Annotated in this window: 8 protein-coding genes; 6 read left to right on the top strand and 2 right to left on the bottom strand. The window is 69.1% G+C overall.

Going from position 1 to position 12,377, the window contains the following annotated elements; all coding sequences use genetic code 11:
• Positions 1-177: 177 nt before the first annotated feature.
• The 4 genes from ABD172_RS01975 (at position 178) to ABD172_RS01960 (ending at position 4,610) form a co-directional block, all read left to right on the top strand.
• Positions 178-924, top strand: a complete 747-nt coding sequence (locus tag ABD172_RS01975; protein WP_344306466.1) for a DUF5058 family protein — start codon at positions 178-180, stop codon at positions 922-924.
• 22 nt (positions 925-946) lie between these two features.
• The gene (locus tag ABD172_RS01970; protein WP_344306464.1) at positions 947-1,681 is read left to right on the top strand and encodes a hypothetical protein; all 735 of its coding nucleotides are present in this window, start codon (positions 947-949) and stop codon (positions 1,679-1,681) included.
• Between the two features lie 96 nt (positions 1,682-1,777).
• On the top strand, positions 1,778-3,010 hold the full coding sequence (locus ABD172_RS01965) for an amidohydrolase (protein ID WP_344306462.1): 1,233 nt from the start codon (positions 1,778-1,780) through the stop codon (positions 3,008-3,010).
• A gap of 151 nt (positions 3,011-3,161) precedes the next feature.
• Positions 3,162-4,610 carry an amidase gene (locus tag ABD172_RS01960; RefSeq protein ID WP_344306461.1) on the top strand — a complete coding sequence of 483 codons (1,449 nt, stop codon included), beginning with the start codon at positions 3,162-3,164 and terminating at the stop codon, positions 4,608-4,610.
• Between the two features lie 106 nt (positions 4,611-4,716).
• Here the strand turns inward: ABD172_RS01960 and ABD172_RS01955 are convergent, their stop codons facing one another.
• Both ABD172_RS01955 and ABD172_RS01950 read right to left on the bottom strand, forming a co-directional pair.
• Positions 4,717-5,682 carry a hypothetical protein gene (locus ABD172_RS01955; RefSeq protein ID WP_344306459.1) on the bottom strand — a complete coding sequence of 322 codons (966 nt, stop codon included), beginning with the start codon at positions 5,680-5,682 and terminating at the stop codon, positions 4,717-4,719.
• 57 nt (positions 5,683-5,739) lie between these two features.
• The gene (locus ABD172_RS01950; RefSeq protein ID WP_344306458.1) at positions 5,740-6,396 is read right to left on the bottom strand and encodes a TetR/AcrR family transcriptional regulator; all 657 of its coding nucleotides are present in this window, start codon (positions 6,394-6,396) and stop codon (positions 5,740-5,742) included.
• A 121-nt stretch (positions 6,397-6,517) separates the two neighbouring features.
• On the opposite strand from ABD172_RS01950, the gene ABD172_RS01945 reads away from it, so the two are divergent.
• Together ABD172_RS01945 and ABD172_RS01940 are read left to right on the top strand one after the other, a co-directional pair.
• A complete protein-coding gene (locus ABD172_RS01945; protein WP_344306456.1) occupies positions 6,518-9,379 on the top strand; it encodes an MMPL family transporter in 2,862 nt (953 codons plus the stop codon).
• Complete coding sequence (locus ABD172_RS01940; protein ID WP_344306454.1) at positions 9,379-12,153, top strand: YhgE/Pip family protein; 2,775 nt, start codon at positions 9,379-9,381, stop codon at positions 12,151-12,153. The genes ABD172_RS01945 and ABD172_RS01940 overlap by 1 nt, the downstream gene beginning before the upstream one ends.
• Positions 12,154-12,377 lie beyond the last annotated feature (224 nt).

Below are 12,377 nucleotides of genomic sequence, written 5' to 3'. Positions count from 1 at the left end.
GCATATGACGCATGCCTAATATGGTCGCGTGAGTGATGCGTGCCACCGTCGCCCTCACCCGGTCGACGGTGGCACGTCTCGTCCACCCCGATCCCCCACTCCCGTACCGAGGTCGCCGGACACCCACCGGCCGGACCGACGCACGGGGCCGATCCCCGCACAGAAGGGCCTCCCCTCATGCTCCTCGCCCAGGGCGCCGGCAGCGGAAGTATTCCGTCGTTGGCGAACATGCCGATCCTCTGGATCATCGCGTTCGCGGTCCTCGCCGTGATCCTCCTGCAGTCGACGATCTACCTCCTGGCGGTGCGCAGGAACGCCGCCGCCGCCGATATGTCGAAGCACGAGGTCAACCAGTCGTTCCGGGCCGGTGCGGTCTCCGCGATCGGCCCCTCGCTCGCGGTCGTCCTCGTCTCCATCTCGCTCCTGCCGCTGTTCGGTACCCCGCCGGTCCTCGTCCGCGTCGGCCTCATCGGCTCGGCCGCGACCGAGGTGGCCTCCGCGGAGATCGCCTCCGGCACCATGGGTGCCTCGCTCGGCTCGGACACGTACACCCAGTCGGTGTTCCTCGTCGCCCTCTTCGCGATGAGCCTCTCGGGAGCGGGCTGGATGCTCTGTACGCTCATCCTCACCCCGATCCTCTCGAAGGGCTCCTTGAAGCTCACCAAGGTGAACCCGGCGCTCATGGCGATCGTGCCCTCCGCGGCACTCCTCGCCGCTTTCGCCGCGCTCACCGTGAGCGAGGTCCCGAAGTCCATGGTCCACGCGATCACCGTCATCGCCTCCGCGATCGTCATGGCGCTGTGCATGTGGGTGGCCAAGGCCGCGAAGGCGGACTGGCTCAAGGAATGGGGGCTCGGGATCTCCGTGGTCGTCGCCCTCGTCGTCGCCGGATTCGCCCACTACTCCGGTCTCGGACCGGCCTGATCGCGCGGAAGGACCACTTCTCATGACTGCAGTGACCACGGCCGACACCTCGGCCCTCGATCGCAACTACACCCGCACCACCACCGTGTGGGGCAACGCCACCCTGTTCGCCGGTTTCCTCCTCGCGACGTACCTGCCCTTCCACGTCCTCCTCTTCACCGACGTCCCTGTCACCTTCGCCCAGATCCTCACCGCGTTCATCGCGGTGGCAGCGGCCTACGGAGTGTTCTGGTTCGTCGAGCCGATCACGTACTTCCCGATCCTCGGACCCGCCGGTATGTACCAGGCGTTCATGATCGGCAACATCTCGAACAAGCTCCTGCCGGCGGCGATCGTCGCCCAGTCGACGATCGGCGCGAAGCCGGGCACGAAGAAGGCCTCGTACGCCGCGACCGCCGCGATCTGCGGTGCCGCCTTCGTCCACGTCGTCTCGATGCTCGTGTTCGTCGGCATTCTCGGTTCGTGGATCGTCACGATCCTCCCGCCGCCCGTCACCGCCATCGCCCAGTCGTACATCCTCCCGGCGATCCTCGGTGGTGTCGTCGTCCAGCTCATCGGCACGGTGAAGAACCTCAAGTCGACGTTCGTGGCGATCGTCGTCGGCATCGTCGTCGTCTTCGCGATCATGCCGTTCGTCCCGGTCGTCGTGCAGGGCTTCAAGATCGCGATCTGTGTCGTCCTCACCGTGGTCGTCGTCTGGTTCACCCGCAACAAGCAGGAGCGGGTCGACGAGGACGACGAGGTCTTCATCAACTGACCCACAGGGTTTCTCGGCCCCACCCGGCCGCGCGGCGCCTCGGCGGTTCCCCACCTCTCCCACCCCTCCTCCCCGACAGAAAGCAGCTGCAGCCCCATGGCTCTCGACCCGACCCTCACCTCGGCCCTGTCCTCCGACATGCCCGCCCTCGTCGACACGTACCGGTGGTTCCACGCGAACCCCGAGCTCTCGATGCAGGAGGTGAACACCGCCGCCCGCATCACGGAGATCCTGGGCGGGTACGGCATCGAGACCTTCCCGTGCGGTGGCACCGGCGTCGTCGGCGTCCTCCGCAACGGCGACGGACCCGTCCTCGCGTACCGTGCGGACACCGACGGTCTGCCGATCGAGGAGGCGACGGGCCTGCCGTACGCCTCGACCGCCTCGGGCACCCTCCCGGACGGCACCCCCGTCAAGGTCATGCACGGATGCGGGCACGACTCCCACATCGCTTCGGCCCTCGAGGTCGCGAAGCTCATGAGCGAGCACACCTCCCTCTGGTCCGGCACCGTCGTCTTCCTCTTCCAGCCGGGTGAGGAGACGAGTGCGGGCGCGGCCGCGATGCTCGCCGACGGCCTGTGGGAGAAGGCCCCGAAGCCCGTCGCCGTCTACGGTCAGCACATCTGGGCGGGTGTCGCCGGCGGCATCGAGGTGTCCGTCGGCACCGCGATGGCGATGGCCGACTCGCTCCGGGTCACCGTCCGCGGCAAGCAGGCGCACGGTTCCCAGCCCGAGGCGTCGATCGATCCGATCGTGCTCGGCGCCGCGATGATCACCCGCCTCCAGACCGTCGTCTCCCGGGAGATCTCCGCCCGGGAGATGGCCGTCGTCACGATCGCGACCTTCCACGGCGGGCTCAAGGAGAACATCATCCCGGAGTCCGCGGAGTTCACCGTGAACGTCCGGACCTTCGACCAGGGGGTCCGGGAGACCGTTCTCGCCGCGATCGAACGCATCATCAAGGGTGAGGCGATCGCCGCGGGCGCCCCCGAACCGGGCATCGAGTTCATGTACGAGTTCCCGCGCTGCTACAACGACCCGGAGCTCGCGGAGGGCCTCGTCGGGGCGTTCCGGGAGGAGCTCGGGGCGGACAACATCGTCGTGCGCGACGCCGTCACCGGCTCCGAGGACTTCGGCCGCTTCGGCGACGAGATCGGCGTGCCCTACGTCTACTGGTTCTTCGGCGCCTACTCCGCGGACACACTCGCCTCGGAGGAGCCGGTCTACGGCAACCACTCGCCGTACTTCGGCCCCGATGCGATCGAGGCGAGCCTCGACGCGGCGGTCCGCACGGGCCTCACGGCCCTGCTGTCCCACCTCGGGAAGTGACCGGAGCGGCCGGGCCGGCCGAGCCGCGGACCGTACTCCCCAACGGCACCGCACCTCGCTAGGGTGAAGGTGCGACAGGACGCCGAGGCGCCGGCCGCCTCGGCGTCCTTCGTCCACTCCCGCATATTCCCCCTCCCCAAGGAGTCCCCTCGTGCCCACCGAACTCACGTGGTTGTCCACCCGCGAACTCGCCAGGAAGATCGCCTCGGGGGAGGTGAGTGCGGTCGAGGCCCTCGACGACCATCTCGAGCGCATCGATGAGGTCAACCCGCTCATCAACGCCGTCGTCACCCTCGACGTCGACGGGGCGATGGAGCGCGCGGTCGCCGCCGACAAGGCCTTCGCGGCGGGCGCGAGGCTCGGGCCGCTCCACGGAGTGCCGATGACGCACAAGGACACCCACGACACCGCGGGAATCCGGACGACCTGGGGTTCCCCGGTGTACGAACACCGTGTGCCCGAGGAGAACGCGCTCATCGTGGAACGTCTGCAGGCAGCCGGGGTCAACACGACGGGCAAGACGAACGTGCCCGAGTTCGCGGCGGGCTCCCACACCTTCAACCCGATCTTCGGCACCACCGTGAACCCCTACGACCGCACGAAGTCCGCCTCGGGCTCCTCCGGTGGCGTCGGTGCGGCGCTCGCGGCGGGGATCCAGGCGTCCGGCGACGGCTCCGACATGGGCGGTTCGCTGCGCACTCCGGGGTCCTTCAACAACGTCGTCGGGTTCCGCCCCTCGATCGGGCGGATTCCGTCCGTCCCGCCGAAGAACCCCTGGTCGTGGCTCTCGACCTCCGGGTTCATGGGGCGCACGGTCGGTGACGTCGCGCTCCTCATGTCCGTCGGGTGCGGTCCGGTACCGACGAGTCCGACCTCGATCCCGGAACCCGGCAGTGTCTTCGATCTGCCCGAGTTCACGCTCGAGGGGCTCTACCAGCCCTCGCTCGCGGGCGTGCGCGTGGGCTTCGCCCCCGACTTCAACGGTCTCATCGACATCGAGTCCGAGGTCCGCACCGTCATCGAATCCCAGTACGGGGTCTTCGAGAGCCTCGGCGCGCACATGTCCGATGCGAGCCCGGACCTCTCCGATGCCGACGAGGTCTTCTCCGTCCAGCGTGCCTACGACTTCGCCGCGAACTGGGGCGAGATCCTACGGACCCAGCGGGAGAAGGTGAAGGAATCGGTCATCTGGAACACCGAGAAGGGCTTCGGGCTCACCGTCGACGAACTCGTGTCGAAGGACGCCGCACGCGTGCGGATGCTGCAGAAGCTCCAGACCTTCTTCGCCGACCACGACGTCCTCGTGACGACGATGAGCCAGGTGCTGCCCTTCGACGCCTCGATCGAGTACCCGACGGAGATCAACGGGAAACCGATGGGGGACTATCTCGAGTGGATGCGCGCTGCGACGCTCATCTCCCCGACCGGATGCCCCGCGGTGTCGGTGCCCGCCGGGTTCTCCGCGAGCGGTCTGCCGATCGGCATCCAGATCGTCGCCGCCCCGGGCAAGGACGTCGAACTCCTCAAGGTCGCGCACGCCTTCGAGGCCGCGACCGGCCACCACGCCCGTCGCCCGGTGTTCCCCGAAGCGAGCTGCTGAGCCGAGAACACACGCTGAGTCGAGAACACACGTCGGGCCGCCTGCCGATCGGCAGGCGGCCCGACGTGTGCGTGGTGGGCAGTGCGGGGGAGCCGGGCCCGGCGCCTCAGAGGGAGTCGAAGGCCCCGGTGAGTGCTGTGGGATCCGTGAGGGCGCGGCGCAGCAGCTGCCACGGGACGAAGGTGCGCTCGGCCGTGCCGATCACGAGCACGTACGGCTGCCCGGCCCGCGGGTCGTCGCCGGTGACATCGGCTCCGTAACGCCAGATCGCCTCGGCGCCGCGCGCGTTCGCCTCCCGGCGCAGGGTCTCCCCGAGGTACCGGACGGCTCCGTTCACCCAGAAGGAGGAGCGCTCCGCGGCGAGCCCCTCGGCATCCTCGAGCCGCGCGGGCACCTGCTTGCCGAGGCGCTCGAGCGCCTCCCGGCCGAACTCCCAGCCGGCCGGGTCGGCCTGATCGCGCACCCACGCGGCGATCGCCGGCTCGACGGTGCCGAGGAAGGTGCCGAGGAACTCCTCCTCCGCCGCCGAGAGTGCGCTGCCGTCCGCGTTCGTCACCTCGATCCCGGTGCACGTGCGGAAGGGTGCGCCCTCGGGACCGAAACCGATGAGGGTGTCCGCGAGCGCCTGGACGAAGACCTGGCCGTTGCGTTCACGCACCGCCCGGACGAGGAGGTCGACGAGGGACACGGGGGCGCCCGCAGCCTCGCCGTCCTTCGAGTCGGGGCGGACGAAGGGCATGCCGTTGCCGGTGGTGGCACCGCTCGGATCCGCGTCCCACTCGCCGCCGAGCGACCGGAGGAACACCTCGCCGACGTACCGCATGACGCCCTCGGAGAACCGCTGGTTCTCCGGCTTCGCGATCGCGGCGGTGTCCGGATACCGGGTGAGGGCGAAGGCCTCGACCCAGGGGAGGGAACCGGGCGAGTAGTCCTTGAGGAAGGAACGCTCGCCCCCGTCCTTCGTGGAGACGGCGGCCGGGAGATCGGCCTCGACGAAGGCGGGCAGCTTCACGGGCATGTTCGCGAGGAACGCGTGGAACTCCGGATTCGCGGTACGGGTGGTGTCAGACATGCGCACCAGACTAGTGGCCCCGAGCGGTCACCCGAAGCCCGGTCACGTTCAGCCCGGTCACTCGAAGTCGACGAAGGCGAGGAGCACCCGGATCGTCTTCCGGGGGTCGGTCGTGTGCCGGCCGTCGGGGTCGGGGCGGGAGACCGCCTCGAGTTCGGCGGCCTTCGTCACGTCGGCGAGGAGTGCGACGAGTTCGTCGAGCGGGATCCGGGACACGCCACCGAATGCGCTGAGCGCGTGTTCGATGACGGCGGCGATCTCCGTGATGTGTGTGGAGACGAGTTCGTCGAACTTCGACTGCAGTTCGGGGACGCGGCGGACGTAGAGCTCGATCTGCCGTTCGGCGAGGATCTCCTGCGGGTCGAGTGCCTTCGCCGCGAACACCGAGGTGATCGCCTCGGTGACGGCGTCGCGCCGATCGGCGACGGAGACGGGCGTGGGAGAGGATCCGATGAGCCCCGCCGACCGCTTCATCGGGTCGCCCTCGACGATCGAGTGCACGTGGGACAGGCCCGCGGAGATCTGCCGATCGATGATCGCCAGGAGCAGGTCGTCCTTCGTCGAGAAGTTCGAGTAGAAGGCGCCGCGGGTCATCCCGGCGGCTTCGCTGATGCATTCGATGGACGCACCGGCCACGCCGTCCTCGGCGATCACGGGGAGCGCCGCCTCGATGAGGCGCTCGCGCGTGCGCTGTCTGCGTGGGGTGATCTCCACGTCCCACCTCGCATTCCTGTCACGTTCCATCGTGCGGCAGTTGCAATGTCCGCCGCACCGGAGAACAATACACAACTGTATCCAATACAGGACTGTATCCAAAGCGATCGAAAGTGGTGCTGTGTCCTCATTCCTCTACGAGCTCGGGCGGACGGCGTTCCGGAAACGCTGGACGTTCATCGGGATCTGGTTGGCCGTGCTCGTCCTCTTCGGGGCGCTCGGCGGCCTGCTCATGAAACCCTTCGACGACAACTTCACGCTCCCGGGCTCCGAGGGACAGGAAGCGATGGACTCGCTCTCCCTCACGTTCCCGCAGGTGAGCGGCTCCTCGGCCTCGATCATCGTCGTCGCCGCCGAGGGTGACGACGTCACTGCGGCCCCGTACCGCGGGGTCATCGAGGACACGGTCGACGAGCTCGAGGAGTACGACCACGTCTCCGCGGTCACCTCCCCGTTCTCCGAGATGGTCTCCGGCAACCTCAGCGACGACGACCGGGCGGCGATCATCAACGTCCAGTACGACCTCGCGACCGCGGACCTCCCTGACACCGTCGCCCCCGATCTCCAGGACGCTGCCGATGCGATGCTCGCCGAGCTCCCCGCGGGCACCGAGATCAGCCCCGGTGGTGACATCTTCCAGGTGACCGGCGTCCACATCTCCTGGGTCGAGGCGGTCGGCGTCCTCATCGCCTTCATCGTTCTGTTCTTCACGTTCGGTTCGATGCTCGCCGCCGGGATCCCCCTCGTCACCGCGATCGTCGGCGTCGGGATCGGCATGACGCTCATCCTGCTCTCGACCGCGGTCGCCACCGTGAACTCGACCACCCCGATGCTCGCGCTCATGCTGGGCCTGGCGGTCGGCATCGACTACGCGCTCTTCATCGTCTCCCGGGCCCGGCAGATCATGACCGAGGGCCACGACGCGGAGGAGGCCGTCGCCCGCGCCGTCGCGACCTCCGGGTCCGCCGTCGTCTTCGCCGGCGTCACCGTCATCATCGCGCTCGTCGGCCTCGGCGTCGCCGAGATCCCGTTCCTCACCGTCATGGGCGTCGCCGCCGCCGTCACCGTCGCGATCGCCGTCATGCTCGCGCTCACGATGCTCCCGGCGCTCCTCGGCCTCATGGGCGAACGCCTGCGTCCGAAGGCGAAGAGGACGCGCACGAAGGCCGCCGAGGCGCCGGCGCCGGAAGCGCAGGCGGCCGGTTCCGCCGCCGCGGCACCGGCGGCTGCGAAGCCGTCCCTCGCGCAGCGGTTCTTCGGCGGCTGGGAAGCGATCGCGACGAAGGTGCCGGCGCTCACCGTCGTCATCATCGTCGTCGGGCTCGGTCTCTTCGCGTTCCCGGCCTCGCGCCTCGAACTCGCACTGCCGAACAACGGCTCCGCGGAGGAGGGCAGCCCCGCCCGCGAGACCTACGACCTCACCGCCGAGTACTTCGGGCCGGGCTTCAACGGCCCGCTCGTCATGACCGTCGACATCCTCAACTCCTCGGACCCCCTCGGGGACATGGACAAGGTGAAGGAGGACGTCCTCGACGTCGACGGTGTGAAGACCGTGCTCCTGGCGACCCCGAACGAGAACGCTGACACCGGCATCGTGCAGATCGTGCCCGAGTTCGCACCCGACGACCCGCGCACCACCGAGGTCGTCCACGAACTGCGTGACCTCGAGCAGCACTTCTCGGACGACTACGGTTTCTCGACCGCGGTCACCGGCAACACCGCCATGGCGATCGACGTGTCCTCGCAGCTCGGTAAGGCACTCCTGCCGTTCGGCATCTTCGTCGTGGGACTGAGCTTCGTGCTCCTCATGATGGTGTTCCGATCGGTCGCGGTGCCGATCAAGGCGACCGTCGGATACCTGCTCTCGGTCGTCACCGCGTTCGGAGCCGTGGTCCTCGTATTCCAGGACGGGTTCCTCGCCGACGCGATCGGCATCGAGCAGACCGGCCCGCTCATCAGCTTCCTCCCGATCATCCTCATGGGCATCCTCTTCGGACTCGCGATGGACTACGAGGTCTTCCTCGTCTCCGGCATGCGGGAGGCGTACGTGCACGGTGCGGATGCGAAGACCGCGATCCGCCGGGGATTCACGAACTCCGCGAACGTCGTCACCGCGGCCGCCGTCATCATGTTCTCGGTGTTCTTCGCGTTCGTGCCCACGGGCGAGGCGATCATCAAGTCGATCGCACTCGCGCTCGCCGTCGGCATCTTCGTCGATGCGTTCATCGTCCGCATGACCCTCGTGCCCGCCGTCATGGCGCTCCTCGGCGACAAGGCGTGGTGGCTGCCGAAGTGGCTCGACCGGGTCATGCCGCACTTCGACGTCGAGGGCGAGGGCCTGTTCCACCAGGTCGCGCTCAAGGACTGGCCGGAGCCGAACTCGCCGTACGTGGTGTACGGCGAGGGCATGGGCCTGCACACCGCGTCCCGCGCGGTGTTCGAGAACGTCGACGTCGCCGTGAAACCGGGCGAGGCCCTCGCGGTCACCGGCCGAGGCGCCGGTGCGCTGCTCCTCGCCCTCACCGGGCGTGCGGGGCTGGATTCCGGCGAACTCAAGATCGGCGAATACGTGATGCCGGAGCAGGCGGTCAAGGTGCGCCTGCGTACCCCGCTCGTCATGCTCAACCCGAAGGAGGACGAGCTCGCGGTCCCGGAGTCCGTGCTCCGTGATCTCGCGGCGAATCCGCCGGAGCTCCTCGTCATCGACCACGCGGATCAGCCGCGCACGCACGAGGTGGCGGACCTCGTGAAGGACCTCGTCGCCGCAGCACTCGACGCCGGAAGCGCCGTCGTCCTCGGTCTCACGACGGAGGACGCGGACTGGATGCTCCCGCCCGGCACTCCGTACTCGCTCCTCGACCTCGATTCCCGGGCGGAGTCCGCGGGGTCCGCCCGTGCCCGGTCCGCGGAGTCCGGTAACACCGAGGACGTTCCCACCCAGCCGCTCGCGGCACCCCTGACCACTCTCGGAGGACAGCACTGATGGCACTGTTCGAACGTGCGGACACCGGCAAGAAGGTCACGTGGCTCTCGATCCTCGGCCTCGTGCTCGTGCCGGTACTCATCGGCGCGGGCTTCGTGCTCGCGGTGTGGAAGGCGGACGACCGCCTCGACTCCGTGCAGGCGGCCATCGTCAACAACGACGAGGGCGCGGAGGTCGACGGGCAGACGGTCCCGCTCGGTCGCCAACTCGCGGCCGGACTCGTCGACCCCGATGTGGAGACGAACATCGACTGGGTGCTCTCGGACGACGAGGACTCGGAAGAGGGCCTGCAGTCCGGGAAGTACGTCACCGTCGTCACCATCCCCGAGGGCTTCTCCGAGGCGGTGATGTCCTCGAGCAACGACGACCCGATGTCGGCTGAACAGGCGACTCTGCAGGTCGAGAACTCGAAGGTGTCGCCCTTCGCGGATGCGCTCATCGGGCAGACGATCGCGCAGACCGCGCGGACGGTCTTCAACCAGGAGTTCGCACAGCAGTTCGTCGACGGCGTCTTCGTCGGCTTCAACGACATGGGTGAACAGTTCGGTGAGGTCGCCGACGGTGCCGCGGAACTCGACGACGGTGCCTCGCAGCTCGCTGACGGCACGACCGAACTCGACGAGGGCATGGGGCAGTTCGTCGTCGGCCTGAACGAACTCGATGCGAACGGCTCCACCCTCGCCGACGGCGCGGACCAGCTCGCCTCGGGCGCCGGTGACCTCGTGAGGGGCATCGGTGAGCTCGACGCAGGTGCGTCCGCGCTCTCGGACGGTCTCGGACAGCTCGACGAGGGTGCTTCGGCGCTCCCGGAGTCCACTCAGCAGCTCGCCGACGGTGCGGGGGCGCTGTCCGACGGTGTCTCCGAGCTCGATGAGGGGGTCGCGGCGCTGCCGGAGTCCACTCAGCAGCTCGCCGACGGCGCCGACCAGTACACCTCCGGGGTCGACACCCTCGTGTGCACGCTCGCGGGCGACGGGGTGACGGACACCGACTACGCGGAGTATTGCCGGGGGCTTCTCGAGACCGCGGCAGCCGGTGGCGCCGACGGTGCGGGAGCCGGTGCCGGTGGCGCGGGCGGGCTCACGGATCCCGCTGCGCTCACGCAGCTCACGGACGGGGTCGTCGCCTCCGCGGACGGAGCCTCGACGCTGGCCGAGGGACTCGCCGCCTCCGGGGAGGGCGCTGCCGGACTCGCCGACGGGCTCGTTGCCTACCGCGACGGGCTCGAGGGACAGTCCGCACAGGTCGAACAGGCCGGGATCGACGGACTCGTCGCCTCCGGGCAGATGACGCAGGACAAGGCCGACGCCCTGTGCGCGGACATCCCCGAGGGCGCGGATCCGAACGGTCAGATGTGCGCGGGTATCCAGCAGGCGTTCGTCGCCGGCATGTCCGCGGGGCTCACCGGTGCTGCCGACGGGCTCGGGACGAAGGACCCGGACACCGGGCAGTCGCTCGTGAGCGGCGCGCAGGCACTCGCGGACGGGATCGGCTCCGGGGACGACACGGCCGAGGACCGGACACTCGCCGGTGGTGCGAACGCACTCGCGGCGGGCCTCGGGAGTGCGGACGACTCCGGCGAGGACGGCACGCTCGCCGGCGGCGTGAACGCGCTCGTCGACGGCGTCCGGCAGATGATGGGCGGCTCGCTCATCCCCGCCGACCAGGCCACGCAGCTCCTCGGTGGTGGTGCGGGGCTCCGGGACGGCACGCAGCAGCTCGCGGACGGCATCGCTCCGCTCGCGGACGGGATCGGCGCACTCGACGAGGGTGCGTCGCAGCTCGCGGACGGCACGCAGCAGCTCGCGGACGGCATCGCCCCGCTCGTGGACGGGATCGGCGCCTCGGCGGACGGAGCCTCGCAGCTCTCCGACGGCGTGGGTCAACTGAATTCCGGCGCCGGGGAGATGTCCTCGGGAGTCGGTGAGTTCGCGGACGGCGTGGGTGCGTACACCGACGGTGTCGGCCAGGTCGCCGAGGGTGCCGGTGAGCTCGGCGAGGGCGTGTCCGGACTGTCGGACGGCGCCTCGCAGCTCGCGGACGGTACCGGTCAGCTCGCGGACGGGCTCGAGGAGGGCAAGGACCAGCTGCCCTCCTACTCGGAGGACGAGCGCGAGCACCTCGGTGAGGTCGTGACCGCCGCGATCGGTGGTGACGACGAGGACCTGCTCTCGGGCATCAACACCGCGTCGACGATCGCGTTGCTCCTCGCGATGGCCCTGTGGATCGGTGCGCTCGTCACGTACACCGTGATGCGGGCGGTGTCCGCCACGGCGCTCGTGTCGCGGAAGACCTCGCTCGCGATCATGCTCCGGGGACTGCTGCCCGGCGCGGTCGTCGGGTTCGTCCAGGCGATCGTGCTCTCGGCGATCAGCCTCCTCGTGCTCGACACCGGGTTCTTCGACACCCTGCGGCTGTTCGCGTTCGCACTCCTCGGCGCGGCGGCGTTCGTCGCGGTCAACCATGCACTCGTCGCATGGTGCGGGGGCGTCGGTCGCGTGATCTCGGTGGTGTTCGTGGTGCTCGCGGTCGCCGGCTCCGTGCTCGGCGCAGTACCCGGCTTCTACCACGCGGTCGCGCCGTACCTGCCGCTCACACCGTTCATGGACGGCATCACGTCGATCGCAACGGGAGTCGGTGGCATCGGCGGTGCAGCGGCCTCGCTCCTCGTGTGGGCGCTCGTGGCGATGGCCGCGTCCGTCGTCGCGGTCGCGCGTCAGCGGACGCTGAGCCCCGCCGCGCTCGCCGCCCGCACCCGCTCCGCCCTGGCGTGATCGGGGTGTAGCGCGGCGTTCACTGTCGCCGATCGTGCTGGTTTCGACCGGTTTCTCGCACGATCGGCGACAGTGAAGCGTCGTCCGAGCACCTTCTGCGGCTTTCTTCGGTGTCGAGATCGCGATAGAGCGCGCCGGTCTCGTTGAAGTCCCGATTCATTGCTGGGTTTCCGCGGAATCCAGCATTCGAGTGCGATGTCAACGCCGAGGGCCGCAGGGAATCG

The organism is Brevibacterium samyangense (genome assembly GCF_039529845.1).
Taxonomy (GTDB): Bacteria; Actinomycetota; Actinomycetes; order Actinomycetales; family Brevibacteriaceae; genus Brevibacterium; species Brevibacterium samyangense.
Note: the sequence above shows the minus strand (reverse complement) of the source record. Positions and strands in the feature narration are given on the sequence as shown.